This is a genomic window from Rahnella variigena (assembly GCF_003610915.1).
Classification (GTDB): domain Bacteria; phylum Pseudomonadota; class Gammaproteobacteria; order Enterobacterales; family Enterobacteriaceae; genus Rahnella; species Rahnella variigena.
On sequence record NZ_NSDJ01000001.1, the window covers coordinates 445,475 to 467,853 of the forward strand.

A 22,379-nucleotide genomic window follows, 5' to 3' on the forward strand; every position below is an offset into this window, starting at 1 on the left:
GTTCCTTAGCCCCAGAGCTGGCGGATGGATTTTTTGAACTGACGCGCCGCATCAACCGGATCTTTGGCATCGCGGATACTGCGCCCGGCAATAAATACGTGAACCGGAATGTCTTTAAACAGCGGCAAATCTTCCAGCGCCAGACCGCCTGTGATCGTCACTTTAAAGCCCATGCCGGAAAGGCGTTTGATTGCGGTGATATCGGCATCGCTCCACGCCACACCGGCAGCCTGTGCGTCACGGCTGCGGTGATAAACCACCTGCTGGATACCGGCATCATGCCATTCCTGCGCCTGTTCCCACGTCCAGTAACCGGTCAGTTCAATCTGCACATCGCCGTTGAATTCCTTCGCCACTTCCAGCGCGCCTTTGGTGGTGTTGATGTCGGCGCAGCAAATCACCGTTACCCAGTCGGCATTGGCTTCAAAACACATGCGCGAGAGTATTTTTCCGGCGTCGGCGATTTTGGCATCGGCCAGCACGATTTTCTCCGGATACAGCGCTTTAAGATCACGCACCGCGCGCACGCCTTCTGCGACACACAAAATGGTGCCGACTTCGATAATGTCGACTTCACTGGCGATCAGGCGCGTGGTTTTGTAGGCATCGTCCATCGACTGGTTATCCAGCGCCACCTGCAACATCGGTAATGAATGAGTCATAGTGAATTCCTTCTCTGATAACGAATTAGTGAACCGCCGTGGCGGAGGTCAGGTCGATCAAATCCAGCACCTGTTGCGCGGTGGTGCAGGCGCGCAGGCGGTCAAAATTGGCTTCATCATCAAACAGGTTCACCACCTGCATGATGCCCACTTCCTGATGTGCATTGGCATCCACCGCCGCCAGCGTAATAAGGATATCCACCGGATCGTTATCCTCATGATTGAACACCCGCGGCGTTTTCAGTGTCACCAGCGCAAAACCGGTTTTGAGAACCCCTTCTTCCGGGCGGCCATGCGGCATTGCCAGACCCGGCGCGATCACGAAGTACGGCCCGAACTGTTTCACGCCATCCAGAATCGCCTGGTAATAACGCGGCTCGACCACACCGGCTTCCACCAGCATATCGACGCCAATTTTCACGGCGTCCTGCCAGGTTTCTGCTTCTGCGTTAAGGCGAATCGAGTTGTTTTCAGCCAGCGAATCTCGCAGTTTCATACATCGCTCCTTACTTTTTCAGGTCAGCGGAAAAGTGCGCGTTAATCACTTCCATCACTTTCGGACCGAAGTCCGCCGCCGACAGCATGTTGCGCACGCCGACCACGTATTTGTTGCCACTGACGGTGATTTCATCCGCCACGTGTGTGGAGGCGACAATAATGTCGGCGCCGCTCAGCTCAGATTTGTATTCCCCCACCGCGCAGCTGTTCATGGTGTGATCCACGCCTTCCTGGGTCAGGAACTGGCCGATTTTCATCTTCATGATCATCGAACTGCCCTGCCCGCAACCGCATACCGCCAGAATTCGTACTGTCATGAGAACCTCTTTGTTTGGTGATAAATCATTTATGAGAAGTCATTAGTGAGAAACGGACTGATTAAGCGTTTGTTTTTCAGCATCTTCTTCAGCACGCAAGGTGCGACCGGCGAAGAACATGTAAAGCAATGCGATGACCGCGATGACGCCCATAAAGGCCATGCCGAGGCTGAAGAAGCCCTGCATCATTGGCGGTGCCAGAATTGACCAGTCGGCCATGCCCATCCAGGCGCTCAGACCGGTGAGTTTGATGGCCCAGACGCAGCCGAAGATTTCGATCATTCCCATCACCAGACAGATTTTCAGCGCCGCGCGCCAGCCACCGAAGTGGTTGGCAAACACGCCGATGGTAGCGTTGGAGAAGAACATCGGGATAAAGCCGGGAATGATCATGATGGAAGAGCCCATGCCAAACAGAATGGCGACGGCAATCAGCTGGCCGATGGTGCCCCACATAAAGCCCCAGACCACGGCGTTCGGCGCAAAGCTGTAGATAGCCGCGCAGTCGATGGCCAGAACGGCACCGGGAATTAATCGCTGGGAGATGCCGTTAAAGGCTTCGGTCAGTTCAGCGACGAACATGCGCACGCCCTGAATGATGATGAAAATCGCCACCGCAAACATCAGACCGGTTTGCAGGATGTAAATCGTCCAGTGAGTTTTTCCGGCCATTTGTTGCAGCGTATCGAGGCCAAAAGAGCACAGAATAATGCCGAAGAATACGGTCATCACGATGGCAGTAGAGACGATATTGTCGTGGAAGATATTCAGCCAGCCCGGCAGTTTAAGGTTTTCTACACTGTCTTCTTTTTTACCGAGATACGGCGCGACCTTACAGGCAATCCACGAGGCGAATTGCTGCTGATGACCAATCGAGAAGCCGCTGTTTTCGGTCACGGCCTGCGTCGGTTTGTACATCATGTTCGAGGTGATTCCCCAGTACAGCGACACCAGAATTGCGGTTGACCAGATGGTCGTCCACATCGGGTAGCCCATGATGAAGAAGAACACCGCAATCAGCCCCGCCTGCTGAAACATAATGTGGCCGGTCAGCATGATGGTGCGAATGCCGGTAATGCGGCGGAACACCACCATCAGAATATTCAGCGCCAGCGCGATCAGCACCGCATATCCGACCCAGCTGTAGGCCTCGCCCATGCGCTCAACCGTGGCCATCATCGACGCATAGGTGTCTGATATTGCGCCGTTAATGCCATACACTTCTGAAAGTTTTGCCACCACCGGTTTAAAGGTACCGGTCAGAATGCCGGATCCTGCCTGCAGTAACATAAAGCCGATAATGGTTTTGATGGTGCCCTTGATGATCACCGTCGCGCTCTTCCTGAGCAGGATGTAACCGAGCATGGTCACAAGCCCCAACAGCAACGGCGCGTTGGTCATAACCTGATTAAAAAATACGGTGAAGATGGTGTAGAGGAATTCCATAAGACTCTCCGTCTGACCTTGTTTGATCTCTTCAGCACGTTTGTATAGCAAACTCCGCGCTAAACAGTGAGGGACAGATGCACTCTAATGCTCACATCGAATCAGATAAAGATTCATAATGATTATTTGTGAGCAGTCTCGCAAGATATCGTCATGATGTGTCATTGCCACCGCAATGAAAATTCTTATATTTATTATGCATTTCAATACGATAAGCATTTAAACAAAAACGGATATCCTGCTAAATCCATACATCTTCATCCCCTCCTGTCGCTATCCCCGCTGAGAAACACATCCTGAAAATCATTGTCATGATGAGTTTTCGATGATAACTTTCTCACAAACAAATCATATATAATCATTAAATGATTCATTATGACGCTACTTCAAAGCCAACTCAGATGAGGGAATACCATGAGCAAAGTAGAAACGATCAGCCGCGAGTCCTGGATCCTCAGCACTTTTCCGGAATGGGGCACCTGGTTAAACGAAGAAATCGAGCAGGAAAAGGTCGCGCCGGGCACCTTCGCCATGTGGTGGCTGGGCTGTACGGGGATCTGGCTGAAGTCTGAGGGTGGAGCCAATATCTGCGTCGATTTATGGTGCGGCGTGGGCAAGCAGAATCACAGCAGTCCGCTGATGAAAACCGGCCACCAGATGCAGCGCATGGCCGGTGTGAAGAAGCTCCAGCCGAATCTGCGCACCACGCCGTTCGTTCTCGATCCCTTTGCGATCAGGGAGATCGACGCGGTGTTGTCCACCCACGATCATAACGATCATATCGATGTGAACGTGGCCGCCGCTGTCATGCAAAACTGTTCTTCTGAAGTCCCGTTCATCGGCCCGCAAACCTGCGTGGATTTGTGGATGAGCTGGGGCGTGCCTGCCAGCCGCTGTATCGTGATGACGCCGGGCAAAGTGATACGGATCAAAGACGTGGAAATTCACGCTCTGGATTCCTTCGACCGCACGGTGCTGATTACCCTGCCCGCAAACCAGAAAGCCGCCGGCGTATTGCCGGATATGATGGATCAGCGTGCGGTGAATTATCTGTTCAAAACGCCGGGCGGAAACCTGTATCACAGCGGCGATTCGCACTATTCCAACTACTACGCCAAACACGGCAACGAGTATCAGATTGACGTGGCGCTCGGCTCTTATGGCGAGAACCCGCGCGGCGTGACCGACAAAATGACCAGCGTGGATATGCTGCGCATGGCGGAATCCCTGAACACCAAAGTCGTTATTCCGTTCCACCACGACATCTGGTCGAATTTCCAGGCCGATCCGCAGGAAATCCGTGTGCTGTGGGAGATGAAAAAAGATCGCCTGAAATACGGCTTCAAACCGTTTATCTGGCAGGTTGGCGGTAAATTCACGTATCCGGATGATAAGGATAACTTCGAGTATCACTATCCGCGTGGCTTTGACGACTGCTTTACGACAGAAACCGACCTGCCGTTTAAATCCTTCTTATAAATACCCGTCATACTTCAAGTTGCAGATGCGTTGACTGCGCTCACTCCCCCCGGTCACTTAGTTAACTAAGCTCCCGGGGCTTCCTGAGCTTGTCGCCTTGCTGCAACTCGAATTATTTAGGGTATTGATTGAGGCCGATTAATTTGCGTCTTCATAAACAATGCATTTCGCATTACTGCTCGTTTATAATCATGGAATAATCATTTAACGATTTTGCCCGGAGCCACCATGACTGAGCCACAACGCCACAATGCTATTCTCGATCTGCTGCAACGTCAGGGGCAGATTTCCGTCGCTGATGTGATTGATCAGTTTGATATTTCACCCGCTACGGCGCGTCGTGACATCACCAAGCTCAACGAACTGGGCAAACTGCGTAAAGTGCGTAATGGGGCGGAAGCCGTGAATCAGCCGCGTCAGAACTGGACGCCGCTGAACATCCATCAGACGCACAATCTCAATGAGAAAATGCGCATCGCCAAAGCGGCTGCCGGACTGTGCCAGCCGGGTGAAAGTGTGGTGATTAACTGCGGGTCGACGGCGTTTTTGCTGGGGCGCGAAATGTGCGGGAAAGACATTCAGGTCATCACCAATTATCTGCCGCTGGCCAATTATCTGATTGAGCAGGAACACGACAGCGTGGTGATCATGGGCGGTCAGTACAATAAAAGTCAGTCAATTACCCTGGCGCCACAGGACGGCGACGCCAGCCTGTATGCCGGGCACTGGATGTTCACCAGCGGCGCAGGACTGACCACTGACGGCCTGTATAAAACCGACATGCTGACGGCGATGGCCGAGCAGAAGATGCTGAATTATGTCGGAAAACTGGCGGCACTGGTCGACAGCAGCAAAATCGGCCAACGTGCAGGTATGCTGTTCAGCCGCACCGAGCAAATCGATGTGCTGATCACCGGCAAAGAAGCCAACAGTGAAATCATCGAACAATTACGCCAGAAAGGTGTGCAGGTGATCCTCGTTTAATGCTTAACCCTGCTTTTCGTCTGGTCTTAGTCGCGCAATTATTGGGTAGAATAGCGGCATAACCTTTTATGAGGCACGACCAGAATGGAACAATTTGAAGCAATCAGCGTTGAACAAGCGCATACCCGCCTGACTTCAGGCGAAGCCGTGATGGTCGATATCCGCGACCCGCAAAGCTTCGGCGCAGCACATGCCCCGGGCGCTTATCACCTGAGCAACGACAGCCTGCCCGCCTTTATTCAGCAGGCCGATGCCAAAACGCCGGTACTGGTGATGTGCTATCACGGCATCAGCAGCCGTGGCGCCGCGCAATTCCTGATTTCTCAGGGTTTCGAGTCGGTGTACAGCGTTGACGGCGGTTTCGAAGCCTGGTCAAAAACCTTCCCGCAAGATATCGAAGCCTGATCCCACCTTTATTTGCCTCCGGCGCAGGCTATAGTCTTTATTAACTGGGTCTTTATAAACCGGGTCGTTTTAACCCAGGTCTTTATAACCAGGCTAATGAGTTTGCGCCGAAAATGTTCTTAAGCTGAAAAAGCTACCTTTCTCCAGTGTTGATATAATTTCTGCCTACTATCGACAGGATTCCAAGATGAAACATCTGAACACTTCACGTTCTTTAGGGATGCGTACGCTCGCCGTTCATGGCGGACAGCAGCCCGATGCCCTGACCGGCGCGATTGCGACACCTATCACCGCCGCATCGGCATTTTCGTACCCGGACTTTGACAGCGGCGCACGTCGTTTCAGCGGTGAAGAACCCGGTTATATTTACAGCCGTTTCGCCAATCCGACGGTGGCCGTTTTCGAACAGAAACTGGCGGCACTCGAAGGCGCAGAAACCGCCGTGGCCTGCGCAAGTGGCATGGCGGCGATCAGCGCCACATTGTTTGCCCTGCTGGTTCCCGGCGATGAAATCATTCATATCGGCACGCTGTACGGCGGCACCGAAGGTGTGGTGCGCAACCTGTTGCCGCGTTATGGCATCAAACCGGTTCACGTCACGAATGTGAACGAACTGGAAGCGGCATTCACCAAAAATACCAAAGTGGTACTGGTGGAAACACCGGCTAACCCGGGGCTGGATATCGCCGATCTGGCAGAAATTGCCCGCCTTGCCAAAGCCGCCGGTGCAGTCAGTGTGGCGGATAATACGTTTGCCACGCCGTACCTGACGCGCCCGCTGGAACTGGGCATTGATATCGTTCTGCATTCCGCGACCAAATACATCGGCGGTCATGGCGATGCGACCGGCGGCGTGGTGGCCGGTCCTGCGGCATTGATCACGCCAATCCGCACCCTGGGCCTGAAACAGTTCGGCGGAAATCTGAGCCCGTTCGAAGCCAGTTTGCTGATCCGCGGACTGAAAACCTTGCCGCTGCGCGTCGAGGCCAGTTCTCTGAGCGCGCAGGCAGTCGCGGAATTCCTCGACGGGCACAGCGCAGTAGACACCGTGTTTTATCCGGGACTGAAACAGCATCCGGGTCACGCTACGGCATCTAAACAAATGAAACTGTTTGGCGGGATTATGGCCATTGAGCTGAAAGGCGGGCTGAACGCGGCACGGACTTTCCTCGATAAGCTGAGCATCATCACGCAGGCGGTTTCTCTGGGAGACACCGATTCGCTGGCCTGCCATCCGGCGTCCACCACGCACAGCGCCGTCGCGCCGGAAATCCGCCGTCAGAGCGGTATTACCGACGGACTGGTGCGCATCAGTATCGGTATTGAAGACACCGAAGACCTGATTGCGGACCTGCAGCAGGCGCTGGAAGGATTGTAAAAGACCCGGAAATCGCGCTGAGCATCACATTACCCGCACGCTAAAGTGTAATTATTATGGCGATATTGAGCATATATCGCCATAATACTTTCAGTTTACACTTCAAATTGGCTGCTACCATGCCCCGAAAAACGTCGCCTTTGCTTCCGGCAACTGAATCGCTATTAACTGAATTTGGCGATCGTCTTCGTCTGGCGAGGCTGCGCCGCAAACTGACGGCAGCACAGGTCGCAGAACGCGCAGGTATGGTTCCCATGACATTGCGCAATCTTGAACGCGGCAACACAGGCGTCACTCTCGGTGCCTGTCTGGCGGTAATGCAGGTTCTGGGCGTAGAACAAGATCTCAATTTGTTGCTCAAAGATGACCCCTTCGGACGCCAGTTACAGGACGCCACATTAATTCCCCGCAAACCCATCTCACGCAGTTCCCGTTCAAAACGGACGCCTTCATCTGCGCCCGCAGAGCGTCCTCGTTCAAAATCTGAGGAAACGGATACCCAAAGTGACTGGGCTAAGGATGATTTTTTAAGTGCCGGTTCATTAGCGTCACTGCTTCAGGAGGGTGAAAATACCGGTAAAAAAAACCCTAAAAGGACGAAGAAATGACGGTAAGGATTGCCGTGTATGCCGACTGGAACCCCCTCCCGTCACCTTTGCGCATCGGTTATCTCAATGTGCATCAGGCCGCAGGCCGTGAAATTTTTGCCTTTGAATATGATCAGGCTGCGCTGGAGCATCCTGATTTTGCCAATCTTCAGCTTGATCCACGGATAGGTTTATTCACTGGCCCGCAATATCCGGCACAAGGGCAGGATATTTTTGGTGCCTTCGCAGATACCTGCCCGGATCGCTGGGGACGGTTGTTGATGAAAAGACGGCTGGAACGGGAAAAACGCGCAGGCGTGGCCCCTGCTGGTCAGCGTCTTTATGAATCTGATTACCTGCTGGGCGTTCATGACAATTTTCGTATCGGCGCGTTGCGGTTTCGGCTCAATGATGAAGGCAATTTTCTCGATGACCGTCATGATGTTGCGGCTCCTCCTTTCATTCAGATTCGCGAACTCGAAGCCGCCAGCCGGGCGCTGGAAAAGGACAGTGAAAATCAGGATGCCGCGGGTGATGAATGGTTACGTTTACTGATTGCACCGGGCGGATCGCTTGGCGGCGCCCGCCCGAAAGCCAGCGTCAGCGCACCAGATGGTCATCTTTGGATAGCAAAATTCCCCAGCATTAATGACGAATATGATATCGGCGCCTGGGAACTGGTGGTCAGTACGCTGGCAAAAGCCTGTGGTCTGAATGTGCCTGAAAGCCTTGCCCGCCGCTATGCCAATCCTCACCACTGTTTTTTAGTGAAGCGTTTTGATCGGACGGCACAGGGTCAGCGTAAACATTTTGCCTCGGCGATGACACTGACCGGCCATCAGGATGGCGATGATGCCTCTTCCGGTGTCAGCTACCTTGAACTGGCAGCGGTACTTATTAATCAGGGCGCGCAACCCAATCAGGATTTACGCGAACTCTGGTCACGCATCGTTTTCAACTTGCTGGTATCCAATACCGACGATCATCTGCGTAATCACGGCTTTCTGCTGGAACCGGGAAAAGGATGGCGTCTTGCACCGGCCTATGACATGAATCCGGTGGCACAAAGCACAGGATTGAAACTGAATATCAGCGAATCTGATAATGCGTTGGATCTCGATTTAGCGCTTTCCGTCGCGCCCGTTTTTCGCATTTCAGACAGCGATGCGCAGGATATCATCCAGCGCTGCCGGCAAATCGTCAGGCAGTGGCCAACAATTGCCAGCAAAATTGGCCTCTCTGCACGCGAGCAAAATGCGATGTCGTCAGCATTTAGGTTAGCATGACACTGTTAACCAGACGCCTGCTGACAGATAATCGGGCGATACCGTTATCGCCTGTCTACATAACAATGAATTACCGCAGTCAAACAATTAGGGAAACCGCTTAACGCTATGGTGCGCATTCTAAATCTGAACAATCCCCGCCTCGCTCAGGCGTTTGTCGATTACATGGCAACGCAGGGTTTTACACTGACCATAAAACTTGAAAGTCAGGAAGTTCAGCTCTGGCTGGAAGACGAATCCCGTCTGGAAGAGGCCGAAAAACAGGTCGCGTTGTTTGTCCGCGATCCGCTGCACCCGCGTTATCAGGAAGCCAGCTGGAAAACCGGAAAAGCGCAGCCGCATTTAAAAATGTCGCACACCCCGTTTCTTAAAAGTCTGCGCTCCCGCGCGGGGCCGCTGACCATCGGCATGATTGTGTTATGTCTGGCGGTGTTTATCCTGCAACAAATGGTGGGTGACGAGTTAGTGATGAGCTGGCTGGCGTGGCCGGACAGTTCGCGCGTCTTCCAGGTCTGGCGCTGGTTCACGCCTGCCCTGATGAATTTCTCGTTTATCGCGTTACTGATTAACCTGGCCTGGTGGTGGTATCTGGCCAGCCAGATTGAGATGCATCTGGGCAGCGGAAAATTATTCACTGTCACACTGATTTCTGCCTTAATCAGCGGCTGGGGCCAGTCGATGGTCAGCGGCGTCTGGTTTGGCGGACTGTCGGGCGTGGTGTACGCGCTGATGGGTTACGCCTGGCTGACCGGGCAACTGAAACCGGAAAGCCGCTTGTACGTGCCCGGCGGATTACTGGTTATTTCTCTGATCTTTATGTTCATCGGTTATGCCACAGGTGGCGCAGCCGTGGCTAATGCCGCACACGCCTTTGGCCTGGGTCTGGGTCTGGTGATGGCATTTGTTGATACGCGCACTCCGCGCAACAAAAAAAGTAAGTAGGGGCTCCGGGTGAAACAAACACAACGCCATGATGCGATTATCGATTTAGTCCGCCAGCAGGGTTATGTCAGTACCGAAGAGTTGGTGGAGCATTTTGCAGTCAGCCCGCAAACTATTCGCCGTGATCTCAACGACCTGGCCGAACAGAATAAAATTCACCGTCACCACGGCGGTGCGGCATTACCGTCGAGCTCGGTGAATGCGGCGTATAACGACCGTAAAGTGATGTGGTCAGAAGCGAAAGCGCGGATTGCCGCGCGCGTTGCCAGCCAGATCCCCGACGGTTCGACCTTATTTATTGATATCGGCACCACGCCGGAAGCCGTGGCACATGCGCTGCTGAATCATAAAGACCTGCGTATCGTCACCAATAATCTGAATGTCGCCACGCTGTACAGTGCCAAAGATGACTGCCGTCTGTTTCTTGCCGGCGGCGAAGTTCGCGCCCGTGATGGCGGGATCATGGGTGAAGCGACGCTCGATTTCATCTCTCAGTTCCGCCTCGATTACGGCATTCTCGGCATCAGCGGCATTGATATGGACGGCTCATTGCTCGAATTCGATTATCACGAAGCGCGCACCAAGCGTGCGATTATCGAAAACTCACGCTGCGTCATGCTGGTCACCGACCATTCTAAATTTGGCCGTAATGCCATGGTTAACCTCGGTAAAATGGATTTAATCCATTACATGTTTACCGACAAACAGCCGCCGGACAGTGTAAAAAGCATTATCGATAAATACGACGTTCATCTCGAACTCTGCTAATTGTTGTTTTTTTGAGGAGCGCGAATGCCGCGCTCCTGGTTTTTCTTCTCCCTCCTCTCTTCTCTTTCAAACGAACAATTTCGAAAAATTCCACGCTTCACCGCGTTCGGTTTCGTTCCCTCTTTGCCTTCATGCTCGAAACCGACATAAAAATGTTACCTTCATCACGCATAATTGTTTTTATTTGGTTAACGCTTGGCTTGTTTGTCGATTCTCGATTACAATCATGAGCGAAAACGAACATAAAAGAGCTATTGCGAACATCTGGAGGAAGATGACGTGGAAACCAAAGACTTGATCGTAATTGGTGGCGGTATTAATGGTACCGGCATCGCAGTAGATGCAGCTGGCCGCGGGCTGTCTGTTCTGCTGCTTGAAGCGCAAGACTTGGCCTGCGCGACCTCTTCGGCCAGTTCGAAACTGATCCACGGTGGCCTGCGCTATCTGGAACATTACGAATTCCGTCTGGTCAGCGAAGCGCTGGCTGAACGTGAAGTGCTGTTGAAAATGGCGCCGCATATTGCTTTCCCGATGCGTTTCCGTTTACCGCATCAGCCGCATTTGCGTCCGGCCTGGATGATCCGCGCCGGTCTGTTCCTTTACGACCATCTGGGCAAACGCACCAGCCTGCCGGCCAGTAAAGGCCTGAAATTCGGCAGTGAATCCGTGCTGAAACCCGAACTGACCAAAGGTTTTGAATATTCAGACTGCTGGGTGGATGACGCGCGTTTAGTGGTCGTCAACGCTCAGGAAGTGGAAGAGCGTGGCGGCGAAGTCCGTACCCGCACCCGGGTGACCCGCGCATGGCGTGAAGACGGCATGTGGATGGTGGAAGCCGAAGATATCGACACCGGCAAAACCTATACCTGGCGCGCCAAAGGTCTGGTGAATGCTACCGGTCCGTGGGTAAAACATTTCTTCGACGACGGCCTGAAGCTGAAATCGCCTTACGGTATTCGTCTGATCAAAGGCAGCCATATTGTGGTGCCACGCGCGCACAATCAGCCGCAGGCCTACATTCTGCAAAACGAAGATCACCGTATTGTGTTTGTGATCCCGTGGATGGATGAATTCTCGATCATCGGCACCACCGACGTGGAATATCACGGCGATCCGAAAGACGTGAAAATCGACGACAAAGAAATCGGTTATCTGCTGAAAGTGTATAACGACCACTTTAAGAAACAGCTGACCACCGAAGACATCGTCTGGACTTATTCCGGCGTGCGTCCGCTGTGTGATGACGAATCTGATTCACCGCAAGCCGTAACCCGCGATTACACGCTCGATGTTCACGATCAGGACGGCAAAGCGCCGCTGCTTTCTGTATTTGGCGGCAAGCTGACAACCTACCGTAAACTGGCGGAACACGCGCTGGAAAAACTGGTGAAGTACTATCCGAAAGCCGGTCCGGCGTGGACCAAAACGGCCGTATTGCCGGGCGGGAAACTGAACGGCGACCGTGATACCTACAGCGCCAATCTGCGTACCCGCTTCAAATGGTTACCGGAATCACTGGCACGCCGGTATGCACGGACTTACGGCAGCCAGACGGAGCTGTTCCTGAATGACGCGACCAGCCTGGAATCGCTGGGCGAAGATTTTGGTCACGGGTTCTACGAAGCGGAACTGCGTTATCTGGTGGAAAAAGAGTGGGTTTCACAGCTTGATGATGCTATCTGGCGTCGTACAAAACTCGGTATGTGGCTGGATAAAACTCAGCAACAGCGCGTCGCCGAATGGCTGGAAACACACAAACAGCAGAAGAAACATTTGTCGCTGGCATCTTAAATTAGTTAGCTCCTCCCCCTGCGAAGGGGGAGGCCGGGAGCGGGTTTAACAGACAAAACAAGTGCTTATGCACACTTAACATTTTGTTTTTGACCTTAATACCCCACCCCAACCCTCCCCTTCGCAGGGGAGGGAGCTGATTGAAGTCGCTTCTGAATCCCCTGCGAAGGGGGAGGAGCTGAAAGTCCCACCTTTATTCCCGCTCTACAACTTCACCGGTTTAATATTCCAGATCTCATCGGCGTATTCCTGAATGGTACGATCCGAAGAGAAATAGCCCATGTTGGCGATGTTATGCAACGTGCGGCGCGTCCACTCTTCCGGCAGTTTATACAGCTCATCGACTTTATCCTGCGTATCGACATAACTGCGGTAATCCGCCAGCACCTGATAGTGATCACCGAGATTAACCAGCGTATCGAAAAGGTTGGTGTAGCGCTTCGGCTCGGTCGGGCTGAAGACGCCGGTGGCGATTTGCGTCAGCACCTGATGCAGTTCAGCGTCCTGCTCGAAGTAGGTATGCGGGTTGTAACCTTTCTGGCGCAGTTCCTCGACCTGCGGCGTGGTGTTGCCGAAGATAAAGATATTGTCCTCACCCACATGTTCGAGCATTTCGACGTTGGCACCGTCCAGCGTACCGATAGTCAGCGCGCCGTTCAGGGCAAATTTCATGTTACTGGTACCAGACGCTTCAGTACCCGCCAGCGAGATCTGCTCGGAAAGATCCGCCGCCGGAATGATCAGCTGCGCCAGACTGACGCTGTAGTTGGGAATGAAGACGATCTTCAGTTTGTTGCCGATACGCGGATCACTGTTGATCACCGTCGCCACGTCGTTGATCAGCCGGATGATCTGTTTGGCGGCGTAATAGGCCGATGCCGCTTTACCGGCGAAAATCACCGTGCGTGGTACCCACTCGGCGTCCGGCTCTTCCAGAATACGGTTATAACGGGTGATGACGTGCAGCACGTTCATCAGCTGACGTTTGTATTCGTGGATGCGTTTAATCTGCACGTCGAACAGGCTTTTCGGATCCACCACAATGTTCAGTTTCTGGGCGATATACAGCGCCAGCCGCTTTTTATTGTCCAGCTTGGCCTTGCGGATCGCCTGCAGGAAACTCAGGTAATCCAGATTCTGTTTCAGTTCCGCCAGCTGGCTGAGATCAGAACGCCAGGTCTGGCCGATGGCGTCATCAATCACCGCTGACAGCGGTTTGTTGGCCAGTGCCAGCCAGCGGCGCGGCGTCACGCCATTGGTTTTATTGCAGAAACGATCCGGATAAACGCGGGCAAAATCAGCAAACAGCGACTGCACCATCAGCTCGGAATGCAGCTCCGACACGCCGTTGACTTTGTGGCTGGCGATGACCGCAAGCCATGCCATCCGCACTTTGCGGCCATTCCCTTCATCGATTATCGAAACGCGTGACAGCAGGCCGTTATCGTTGGGAATTTTCTCCGCCACTTCTTTGAGGAAGTGATCGTTAATCTGGAAAATAATCTCCAGATGACGCGGCAGGATCTTGCCGATCATGTCTACCGGCCAGGTTTCCAGCGCTTCGCTCATCAGCGTGTGGTTGGTATAAGAGAACACCCGACACACCGTCTCCCACGCGTCTTTCCATTCAAATTTATGCTCGTCGATAAGCAGACGCATCAGCTCAGGGATCGACAGCACCGGGTGCGTATCGTTGAGGTGAATAGCAATTTTGTCGGCCAGATTGTCGTAAGTATGGTGCGTGGTGTAATGGCGGTTGAGGATGTCCTGCACGGTCGCCGACACCAGGAAATATTCCTGGCGTAACCGCAGCTCGCGGCCTGAATAGGTCGAGTCATCGGGATACAGAACGCGCGACACGTTTTCGGAATGGTTTTTATCTTCCACCGCCGCAAAGTAATCGCCCTGATTAAATTTACCCAGATTGATTTCGTTACTCGCCTGCGCGCCCCACAACCGCAGGGTATTGGTGGCATCAGTGTCGTAACCCGGAATCACCTGATCGTAAGCGCAGGCAATGACTTCTTCGGTTTCCAGCCAGCGGGTTTTGACGCCCTCGTGCTGTACACGTCCGCCGAAACGCACTTTATAGCGGGTGTTATAACGCTGAAACTCCCATGGATTACCGTATTCCAGCCAGTAATCTGGCGCTTCTTTTTGCTCACCGTTGATGATGCTTTGCGCGAACATGCCGTATTCGTAGCGGATACCGTAACCGCGTCCCGGCAGCGCCAGCGTGGCCAGCGAATCGAGGAAACACGCCGCCAGCCGTCCGAGGCCACCGTTGCCTAAACCCGGGTCATTTTCTTCGCCGATCAGTTCTTCAAGATCAAAGCCCATTTCATCGAGCGCACTTTTCAGATCGTCGTAAATCCCCATCGCCAGCAACGCATTGGAAAGGGTTCGTCCAATCAGAAACTCCATCGACAGGTAATAAACCTGCCGGACGTCCTGTGAAGTTTGCGCACGGTTAGAACGCAGCCAGCGTTCCACCATACGATCACGAACCGCAAACAGCGTGGCGTTCAGCCAGTCATGTTGCGTCGCAATGGACGGATCTTTGCCGATAATAAACATCAGTTTATAGGCAATCGAATGCTTTAGCGCTTCGACACTGACTGTCGGTGAGTTGTAATTAAACGGTGAAGTCATAACGTTACATTCCCGATCAAATTAGCTGCGTTCAGGGGTCAGGACATCAGGCGGTTATACAGGGTGAGATATTCCTGTGCAGCCACCTTCCAGCCAAAATCAATACCCATGGCGTGTTGTTGTACGTGTCGCCAGTGCTTAGGACGGCTCCACAAAACAAATGCGCGGCGGATCGCATTTCCGAGCGATTTCCCCGTTGCTTCTTCAAACACAAAACCACTGGCAGTTCCGTCGGCCAGATTTTCCAGCGCACAATCGACTACCGTGTCGGCCAGCCCGCCGGTACGACGTACCAGCGGCAAGGTGCCGTATTTGAGTCCGTAAAGTTGGGTTAATCCGCAGGGCTCGAAACGGCTCGGCACCATGATGACGTCCGCCCCGCCGATGATGCGGTGGGAAAACGCTTCGTGATAACCGAGCTGCACGCCGACCTGCCCCGGATTGTCCGCCGCTGCCGCCAGGAATGCCTGTTGCAACACCGCGTCACCCGCGCCTAACAGCGCCAGCTGACCGCCGCGTTCGAGTAAATCCGGCAAGGCTTCAAGCACCAGATCCAGCCCTTTCTGGCTGGTCAGGCGGCTGACGACCGCGAAGACCAGACGCGAATCATCCACATCCAGCCCCATCGCCCGTTGCAGATAGGCTTTGTTGACCGCTTTGGATCGCAAATCATCAGCGTCGTAACGCGCCGACAGCAGCACGTCGTCGCGCGGCTGCCAGATGGCTTCATCGACGCCGTTAAGAATACCGGTCAGCCGCCCCTGCATTTCACGCTCCAGCAGCAGCGATTCCATGCCGTAACCAAACTCCGGCCGGGTAATCTCTTTGGCGTAGGTCGGGCTGACGGTGGTGACATGGTCGGAATAGAACAGACCGGCTTTCAGGAAAGAAATCTGGCCGTAGAATTCCAGCCCGTGCATCTGGAAGAATTCGCGCGGGATATAAAGTTCATCGAGATGATGTGCGAAGAACAGCCCCTGAAACGCCAGATTATGCACCGTAAACACGGTACGTACCGGCGCGTTTCGGGCGCGGATATAGGCGGAACACAGCCCGGCGTGCCAGTCGTGAGAATGGACGATATCCGGCTTCCAGTGCGGGTCAAAATTCAGTGCCAGCTCGCAGGCCATCCAGCTCAGCAACGCAAAGCGCAGATGGTTATCCGGGTAGGCAAAAGACGATTGATCGTGATACGGGCTGCCGGGGCGATCGTACAAACCGGGCACATCAATCACATAAATACCCACGCCATCAAAGTAACCCAGTGAAAGGGTGACATGCCCGGCAAAGGTCGCCAGCGTGCCGATGACCTGCGTTTCTCCCAGTCCTTTTTTGACATCAGGAAAACCTGGAATGAGCACGCGGACATCCGCGCCCTCCGCAATCTGAGCGGCGGGCAGTGCACCGGCGACGTCAGCAAGGCCGCCCGTTTTTAACAGCGGAAACAGCTCGGAACAAACATGTAAAACCTGCATTCGCGCTCCTGATTATCCCGGTCATCCCGGCAATACCGGGATGACGAAAAGTCGTGCTTTCTAATATCTGTTTATAGTTTCGCCAGCATCGCGCGCGTGACCAGCACCACGCCGCCTTCGGAACGATAGAACCGGCGGCTGTCTTCATCCGCGTTCTCGCCAATCACCATGCCTTCGGGGATCTGACAGGCGCGGTCGATGACGCATTTACGTAAGCGGCATGAACGCCCCACGTTCACATCCGGCAAAATAATCGTCGAATCAATGTTGCAGAAAGAGTTAACGCGTACCCGCGGGAACAGCACCGAATGCACCACCACTGAACCGGAGACAATCACGCCGCCAGCCACCAGCGAGTTCATGGTCATACCGTGGCTGCCTGAGCGATCCTGCACAAATTTGGCCGGTGGTAATGGCTCCATGTGCGTGCGGATCGGCCAGTCGCGGTCGTACATATCCAGCTCCGGCGTGACTGACGCCAGATCCAGATTAGCGCGCCAGTAGGCGTCAAGCGTGCCGACATCACGCCAGTACGGCGGCGCGTCATCGTTTTGCGTTACGCAGGAAAGTCCGAACGGATGCGCACGGGCAACGCCCTGACGGGTCAGTTTCGGGATCAGGTCTTTGCCGAAATCATGGCTGGATTCCTCACTGGCCATGTCTTCTTCGAGCATACGAAACAGATAGTCCGCATTAAAAATGTAGATGCCCATGCTCGCCAGCGCCATATCGGGATTGCCGGGCATCGCTGGCGGGTCTTTCGGTTTTTCGACGAAACTGGTGATGTGATAATCCTCAGTGACGCCGATAACCCCGAACTCGCTGGCCTCAGCGCGCGGCACTTCCAGGCAGGCGACGGTACATTCACCGCCCTTCTGCACGTGGTCGATCAGCATCCGCGAGTAGTCCATTTTGTAGATATGATCGCCCGCCAGGATCACCACAAATTCGGCGTTATAGCGGCGGATAATATCCAGATTCTGATACACCGCATCGGCGGTGCCTTTGTACCAGTGCTCGGTGCTGTGGCGTTGCTGCGCGGGCAGTAAATCCACGAACTCGTTCATTTCTTCATTGAAGAAAGACCATCCGCGCTGAATATGCTGAACCAGCGTGTGCGACTGATATTGCGTAATGACACCGATGCGGCGAATGCCCGAGTTCAGGCAATTCGACAGGGCAAAATCAATGATGCGGAATTTCCCGCCGAAGTGGACGGCGGGTTTAGCCCGGGTTGCGGTCAAATCTTTCAGTCTTGAACCACGTCCCCCGGCAAGGATTAACGCCACGGATTTCAGCGGCAACTGTCGTGCCAGCATGACCGGGTCCCGGTTGTCTAATGTCGCCATATCTGACTCCTTTGTTTTTATAATGACCGGCTCTGTGGAGTGAAATCTTGTAGGACACAGAGGGTTTTTGCTGCTGCCCGCCATTGCGAGCCTTCCATGACACGCCGGGGTTCCTCATCAAAAAGCACGCTGTTGAACGGTGCAACCGGCTGCCAGTTTCCCGGCGGCAGCTGCAAATCAACCTCGTGCAGCGAAGCATTGACTATAAGCAACCAGCGCTGAGACAGACAGATTTGCAGCCATTGCTGCGGCCCCTGTTCCCAGTCGCCGGGGCTCATCGGTTGCCCCTGTTGATTCAGCCATTGCACATCTTCACTGCCTTCCTGCCACCAGCGGTTTTGCGTCAGTGCCGGAATTTTCCGGCGCAGGGCAATCAGCGCAGAGGTATAGGCCGTCAGGCTTTCATCGGCATTTTCCCAGTCGAGCCAGGTCAGCGGATTGTCCTGACAATAGGCGTTGTTGTTGCCCGACTGGCTGTTACCCTGCTCGTCACCGGCCAGCAACATCGGCGTGCCCTGTGACAGAAACAGAGTCGCCAGCAAAGCACGCTGACTGAGACGGCGCTGTTGCAGCACTTGTGCAGACGCCTCCAGCCCTTCTTCGCCGTGGTTTTGGCTGAAATTTTCATTGTGGCCATCGCGGTTTTCTTCGCCGTTGGCCTGGTTGTGTTTCTGGTTAAAACTCACGAGATCGCGCAGCGTGAAACCGTCGTGTGCCGTCAGCATATTTACGCTGGCCCAGGGTTCGCGCTTTGCGGGATTGAATTTGTCGGCGGAGGCTGCCAGACGTCCGGCAAACTGGCCGAGAGAAATATCGCCGTGCAGCCAGAACTGACGCATATCGTCGCGCCAGATATCGCTCCATTCAGCAAACGGGGGCGGGAAATTGCCGAGCTGATAGCCGCCGGTGCCGATATCCCAGGGTTCTGCAATCAGTTTGACCTGTGAGAGAACGGTATCCTGCTTAATGGCGTTGAACAGCGGCGATTGCGGGCTGAACTCCGGCGTTCTGCCAAGAACGGTGGCTAAATCAAAACGGAAGCCATCGACGTGACATTCACGCACCCAGTAATTCAGGCAGTCAATTGTCCAGGCGATGACTTCGTCGTCCATCAGGCGCAGCGTGTTGCCACAGCCGGTCATGTTGTTATCGGAACCGTCTTCGTTGAGCCAGTAATAACTGGCATTGTCGATGCCGCGAAACGAGATAAACGGCCCGTCGATATCCAGCTCAGCACTGTGATTGAACACCACGTCGAGGATCACTTCGATACCGGCCTGATGCAGGGCTTTAACCGCCGATTTAAACTCATTCAGCGCTGACACACCGCCCTGTCCGCTGGCATAACGCGGGTCCACGGCGCACGGCGCCAGCACGTTGTAGCCCCAGTAATTACTCAGCCCCAGTTTTTGCAAACGCGGCTCATCGGCATGATGTTGCACCGGCAAAAGCTCAATCGCCGTCACGCCCAGATGCTGTAAATACTCGAGCATGACCGGATGCGCCAGTCCGGCGTAGGTGCCGCGAATGGCCGCCGGAATACGCGGGTGCTGGCGGGTCAGGCCGCGTACATGCGCCTCGTAAATCACCGTTTCGCCCCAGGGTATTGCGGGCGGTTTGTCATCGCCCCAGTCGAAATTCCCGGCGACGACGACAGATTTTGGCGCAACCACGGCGCTGTCTTTATCGTCCGGTGCGTCAGTGCCGCCGGTAAAGCGCGCATTGTCATGCAGCACACCGTCAATCGCCCGCGCACTCGGGTCAATCAGCACTTTTTTCGGGTTAAAGCGATGGCCATTTTTCGGGTCGAACGGTCCGTAAATGCGGTAACCGTAACGCTGTCCGGCTTTGGCGTCGGGCAGAAAACCGTGCCACAGATTGCCGGTGCGCCCCCGTAAAGGCAGGTGCTGCTCGCTGCCGGTCTCATCAAAAAGACATAATTCCACTTTCTCCGCATGCGCGGAGTACAGACAAAAATTGACGCCGTTATCTCTGAGATGCGCACCAAAAGGCGCGGGCTGACCGGTCGCGAGCTGTTTCATTACGCCTCCCTTCGCAAATAGACCGTCGCCAGCGGCGGGATCGTTACGCTGATGGAATGTTCACGCTGATGATGACCGGTGTTTTCGCTGTAAACGTCGCAGCCGTTGCCGACATTGCTGCCACGGTAGAAATGCGAATCGGTGTTAAGAATTTCGCGGTAACGGCCAGGGCGGCTAATGCCGATGCGATAGTGCTCACGGGGCACCGGCGTGAAATTGCTGATAACGATGATTTCACCGCCGTTTTCGTCGCGACGTGCAAAGGCGAAAATAGAGTTTTCATGGTCATCGACCACCAGCCATTCAAAGCCACGCGGGTTGTAATCCAGTTCATACAGCGGTGCGTTGGCCTGATACGTCAGGTTCAGGTCGCGCACCAGATGCTGTACGCCGCTGTGCCAGCCGGTCGCGTCGTCCAGCAGATGCCAGTCGAGGCTGGCGTCGAAATTCCACTCGCGCCCCTGCGCAAATTCACCGCCCATAAACAGCAGTTTTTTGCCCGGATGTGCCCACATAAAGCCGTAATAAGCGCGCAGGTTGGCAAACTTCTGCCAGACGTCGCCGGGCATTTTATCCAGCAGGGATTTTTTACCGTGTACCACTTCATCGTGCGAAAGCGGCAGCATGAAGTTCTCGCTGTAGGCGTAAAGTACGCCGAACGTCATGAGATTGTGGTGGTATTTGCGGTGAACCGGATCGAGCTGCATATAGGTCAGCGAGTCGTGCATCCAGCCCAGATTCCATTTGTAATGGAAGCCCAGTCCGTTCGCGTCCGGCGGCATGGTGACGCCCGGATAATCAGTCGATTCTTCGGCCAGCGTCACTGCGCCGCCGAGTTCCTTGCCAATCGTATGGTTGGTGTATTTCAGGAAAGAAATGGCTTCGAGGTTTTCACGGCCGCCGTAATAATTGGGGATCCACTCGCCGGCTTTACGGCTGTAATCGCGGTAAATCATCGACGCCACGGCATCAACGCGCAGACCGTCAATGCCGAAGCGTTCAATCCAGTAAAAACCATTGCCGGCCAGATAGTTACGCACTTCATGGCGGCCATAGTTATAAATCAGCGTGTTCCAGTCCTGATGATAACCTTCGCGCGGATCGGCATATTCGTACAGCGCGGTGCCGTCGAACTGCGCCAGCCCGTAGGCATCGCTCGGGAAATGCCCCGGCACCCAGTCGAGGATCACATTCAGACCGGCGTTATGCGCGGCATCGATAAAGGCTTTGAACTCCATCGGCGTGCCGAAACGACGGGTCGGCGCGTACATACCCAGCGGCTGATAACCCCAGCTACCGTCGAACGGATGCTCGTTGACCGGCATCAGTTCGATATGCGTGAAGCCCATCCATTTGGCATAGGACACTAACTGCTCGGCCAGCTCGCCATAGCTGAGCCAGAAATTGTCATCGGTATGACGACGCCAGGAACCCAGATGCACTTCATAGACAGAAACGGGCTGATTCAGCGCATTTGCTTTCTTTCTGCTTTCTGAATGCGGCACAACATCCGGTAATTTACGCACGCACGAGGCGGTGTCCGGACGCATCTGCGCCTCAAAGGCATAAGGATCGGCACGCAGACTGACATTGCCACGGCAGTCGATAATTTCAAATTTATACAGCTGACCTTCGCGGACGGCAGGAATGAATAATTCCCAGATGCCGTTTTCACGGCGCTGACGCATCGGGTGACGGCGGCCATCCCAGAAGTTGAATTCACCCACCACGGAAATCCGGGTGGCATTCGGTGCCCAGACCGCGAAACTGACGCCTTCGACATCGTCCAGCGTTTGCGGATGCGCACCGAGTTTCTCATACGGCCGCAGATGCGTGCCTTCTGCCAGCAGCCAGATATCCAGCTCCTGCAACAACGTGCCGAACCGGTACGGGTCGTCAATCACATGGCGATCCTCGCCCCAGCGGACTTCCAGCTTGTAACGGAACGCATTTTTACGACGTGGGATCAGGCCGACAAAGAAACCGCGCTCGTCATAACGGCGCAGTTCTGCCACCTGCTTGCCTTTTTCTACATCAATAACCCAGACCTGATCGGCATCCGGCAACAGGGCACGTACTTCCAGCCCGGCAGCGACAGAATGCATTCCCAAAAGAGAAAAAGGATCAGCGTAGTGGCCAGATATAATTTGATTAATGACGTGCTGATCGGGAAGTACAGACATGCATTTCGTCCTATGATTAATTAAATCAATAAATCAAATAAAATCATTCAGATATTCAATACGACCGTAAGTTAAGTGTGCTCCCCTTTTTATCGTTGCATTGTGATCTGGCGGTACTTCAGTTTTGCCAAAAAA

At 54.1% G+C, this 22,379-nt stretch carries 18 protein-coding genes; 9 read left to right on the top strand and 9 right to left on the bottom strand.

The features are described from left to right. Nucleotides 1-5: 5 nt before the first annotated feature. Genes CKQ54_RS02180 through ulaA form a run of 4 tightly spaced genes read right to left on the bottom strand, consistent with a single transcriptional unit; the run spans nt 6 to nt 2,923 of the window. Complete coding sequence (locus CKQ54_RS02180) at nt 6-662, bottom strand: 3-keto-L-gulonate-6-phosphate decarboxylase UlaD (RefSeq protein ID WP_113877216.1); 657 nt, start codon at nt 660-662, stop codon at nt 6-8. 25 nt (nt 663-687) lie between these two features. Next, complete coding sequence (gene ulaC, locus CKQ54_RS02185; RefSeq protein ID WP_113877217.1) at nt 688-1,158, bottom strand: PTS ascorbate transporter subunit IIA; 471 nt, start codon at nt 1,156-1,158, stop codon at nt 688-690. Nucleotides 1,159-1,168: 10 nt separating this feature from the next. Next, entirely contained in the window at nt 1,169-1,477 is a 309-nt protein-coding gene (ulaB, locus tag CKQ54_RS02190; RefSeq protein ID WP_013573565.1) for a PTS ascorbate transporter subunit IIB, read from the bottom strand. 42 nt (nt 1,478-1,519) lie between these two features. Then, a complete protein-coding gene (gene ulaA / locus CKQ54_RS02195; protein WP_113877219.1) occupies nt 1,520-2,923 on the bottom strand; it encodes a PTS ascorbate transporter subunit IIC in 1,404 nt (467 codons plus the stop codon). A 414-nt stretch (nt 2,924-3,337) separates the two neighbouring features. Here ulaA and ulaG point away from each other — a divergent pair, with 414 nt between their 5' ends. The 9 genes from ulaG to glpD all read left to right on the top strand — a co-directional run bounded on the left by ulaG (nt 3,338) and on the right by glpD (nt 12,543). Next, nucleotides 3,338-4,402 (top strand): L-ascorbate 6-phosphate lactonase, encoded by a 1,065-nt coding sequence (gene ulaG, locus CKQ54_RS02200; RefSeq protein ID WP_120162636.1) that lies wholly within the window; start codon nt 3,338-3,340, stop codon nt 4,400-4,402. A 228-nt stretch (nt 4,403-4,630) separates the two neighbouring features. Next, entirely contained in the window at nt 4,631-5,386 is a 756-nt protein-coding gene (gene ulaR, locus CKQ54_RS02205; protein ID WP_113877221.1) for an HTH-type transcriptional regulator UlaR, read from the top strand. Between the two features lie 84 nt (nt 5,387-5,470). Continuing rightward, nucleotides 5,471-5,791 (top strand): thiosulfate sulfurtransferase GlpE, encoded by a 321-nt coding sequence (gene glpE / locus CKQ54_RS02210; RefSeq protein WP_120162637.1) that lies wholly within the window; start codon nt 5,471-5,473, stop codon nt 5,789-5,791. A 187-nt stretch (nt 5,792-5,978) separates the two neighbouring features. Beyond that, on the top strand, nt 5,979-7,169 hold the full coding sequence (locus CKQ54_RS02215) for a trans-sulfuration enzyme family protein (protein WP_112291919.1): 1,191 nt from the start codon (nt 5,979-5,981) through the stop codon (nt 7,167-7,169). Nucleotides 7,170-7,288: 119 nt separating this feature from the next. Beyond that, nucleotides 7,289-7,777 (top strand): helix-turn-helix domain-containing protein, encoded by a 489-nt coding sequence (locus CKQ54_RS02220; RefSeq protein WP_120162638.1) that lies wholly within the window; start codon nt 7,289-7,291, stop codon nt 7,775-7,777. After that, complete coding sequence (locus CKQ54_RS02225; RefSeq protein ID WP_120162639.1) at nt 7,774-9,042, top strand: type II toxin-antitoxin system HipA family toxin; 1,269 nt, start codon at nt 7,774-7,776, stop codon at nt 9,040-9,042. Before CKQ54_RS02220 ends, CKQ54_RS02225 begins: the two co-directional genes overlap by 4 nt. A 108-nt stretch (nt 9,043-9,150) precedes the next feature. Next, complete coding sequence (glpG, locus tag CKQ54_RS02230; RefSeq protein ID WP_112291924.1) at nt 9,151-9,984, top strand: rhomboid family intramembrane serine protease GlpG; 834 nt, start codon at nt 9,151-9,153, stop codon at nt 9,982-9,984. Between the two features lie 9 nt (nt 9,985-9,993). Next, on the top strand, nt 9,994-10,752 hold the full coding sequence (locus CKQ54_RS02235) for a DeoR/GlpR family transcriptional regulator (RefSeq protein WP_112291926.1): 759 nt from the start codon (nt 9,994-9,996) through the stop codon (nt 10,750-10,752). A 279-nt stretch (nt 10,753-11,031) separates the two neighbouring features. Further along, nucleotides 11,032-12,543: a glycerol-3-phosphate dehydrogenase gene (gene glpD, locus CKQ54_RS02240; RefSeq protein ID WP_112291928.1), complete on the top strand. Its 1,512-nt coding sequence runs from the start codon at nt 11,032-11,034 to the stop codon at nt 12,541-12,543. Between the two features lie 204 nt (nt 12,544-12,747). Here the strand turns inward: glpD and glgP are convergent, their stop codons facing one another. The 5 genes from glgP to glgB all read right to left on the bottom strand — a co-directional run bounded on the left by glgP (nt 12,748) and on the right by glgB (nt 22,244). Then, on the bottom strand, nt 12,748-15,195 hold the full coding sequence (glgP, locus tag CKQ54_RS02245; RefSeq protein WP_120162640.1) for a glycogen phosphorylase: 2,448 nt from the start codon (nt 15,193-15,195) through the stop codon (nt 12,748-12,750). 38 nt (nt 15,196-15,233) lie between these two features. Beyond that, a complete protein-coding gene (gene glgA / locus CKQ54_RS02250; protein WP_112289190.1) occupies nt 15,234-16,670 on the bottom strand; it encodes a glycogen synthase GlgA in 1,437 nt (478 codons plus the stop codon). A 71-nt stretch (nt 16,671-16,741) separates the two neighbouring features. Beyond that, the gene (gene glgC / locus CKQ54_RS02255; protein WP_113877226.1) at nt 16,742-18,019 is read right to left on the bottom strand and encodes a glucose-1-phosphate adenylyltransferase; all 1,278 of its coding nucleotides are present in this window, start codon (nt 18,017-18,019) and stop codon (nt 16,742-16,744) included. 17 nt (nt 18,020-18,036) lie between these two features. Continuing rightward, the gene (gene glgX / locus CKQ54_RS02260; RefSeq protein WP_120162641.1) at nt 18,037-20,061 is read right to left on the bottom strand and encodes a glycogen debranching protein GlgX; all 2,025 of its coding nucleotides are present in this window, start codon (nt 20,059-20,061) and stop codon (nt 18,037-18,039) included. Then, a complete protein-coding gene (glgB, locus tag CKQ54_RS02265) occupies nt 20,061-22,244 on the bottom strand; it encodes a 1,4-alpha-glucan branching protein GlgB (RefSeq protein ID WP_113877228.1) in 2,184 nt (727 codons plus the stop codon). The genes glgX and glgB overlap by 1 nt, the downstream gene beginning before the upstream one ends. Nucleotides 22,245-22,379 lie beyond the last annotated feature (135 nt).

Excerpts from the sequence above, each read along its gene's own strand:
- CKQ54_RS02180 (WP_113877216.1), bottom strand. The coding sequence starts at position 662 with ATGACTCATTCATTACCGATGTTGCAGGTGGCGCTGGATAACCAGTCG.
- ulaC (WP_113877217.1), bottom strand. The coding sequence starts at position 1,158 with ATGAAACTGCGAGATTCGCTGGCTGAAAACAACTCGATTCGCCTTAAC.
- ulaB (WP_013573565.1), bottom strand. The coding sequence starts at position 1,477 with ATGACAGTACGAATTCTGGCGGTATGCGGTTGCGGGCAGGGCAGTTCG.
- ulaA (WP_113877219.1), bottom strand. The coding sequence starts at position 2,923 with ATGGAATTCCTCTACACCATCTTCACCGTATTTTTTAATCAGGTTATG.
- ulaG (WP_120162636.1), top strand. The coding sequence starts at position 3,338 with ATGAGCAAAGTAGAAACGATCAGCCGCGAGTCCTGGATCCTCAGCACT.
- ulaR (WP_113877221.1), top strand. The coding sequence starts at position 4,631 with ATGACTGAGCCACAACGCCACAATGCTATTCTCGATCTGCTGCAACGT.
- glpE (WP_120162637.1), top strand. The coding sequence starts at position 5,471 with ATGGAACAATTTGAAGCAATCAGCGTTGAACAAGCGCATACCCGCCTG.
- CKQ54_RS02215 (WP_112291919.1), top strand. The coding sequence starts at position 5,979 with ATGAAACATCTGAACACTTCACGTTCTTTAGGGATGCGTACGCTCGCC.
- CKQ54_RS02220 (WP_120162638.1), top strand. The coding sequence starts at position 7,289 with ATGCCCCGAAAAACGTCGCCTTTGCTTCCGGCAACTGAATCGCTATTA.
- CKQ54_RS02225 (WP_120162639.1), top strand. The coding sequence starts at position 7,774 with ATGACGGTAAGGATTGCCGTGTATGCCGACTGGAACCCCCTCCCGTCA.
- glpG (WP_112291924.1), top strand. The coding sequence starts at position 9,151 with ATGGTGCGCATTCTAAATCTGAACAATCCCCGCCTCGCTCAGGCGTTT.
- glgP (WP_120162640.1), bottom strand. The coding sequence starts at position 15,195 with ATGACTTCACCGTTTAATTACAACTCACCGACAGTCAGTGTCGAAGCG.
- glgA (WP_112289190.1), bottom strand. The coding sequence starts at position 16,670 with ATGCAGGTTTTACATGTTTGTTCCGAGCTGTTTCCGCTGTTAAAAACG.
- glgC (WP_113877226.1), bottom strand. The coding sequence starts at position 18,019 with ATGGCGACATTAGACAACCGGGACCCGGTCATGCTGGCACGACAGTTG.
- glgX (WP_120162641.1), bottom strand. The coding sequence starts at position 20,061 with ATGAAACAGCTCGCGACCGGTCAGCCCGCGCCTTTTGGTGCGCATCTC.
- glgB (WP_113877228.1), bottom strand. The coding sequence starts at position 22,244 with ATGTCTGTACTTCCCGATCAGCACGTCATTAATCAAATTATATCTGGC.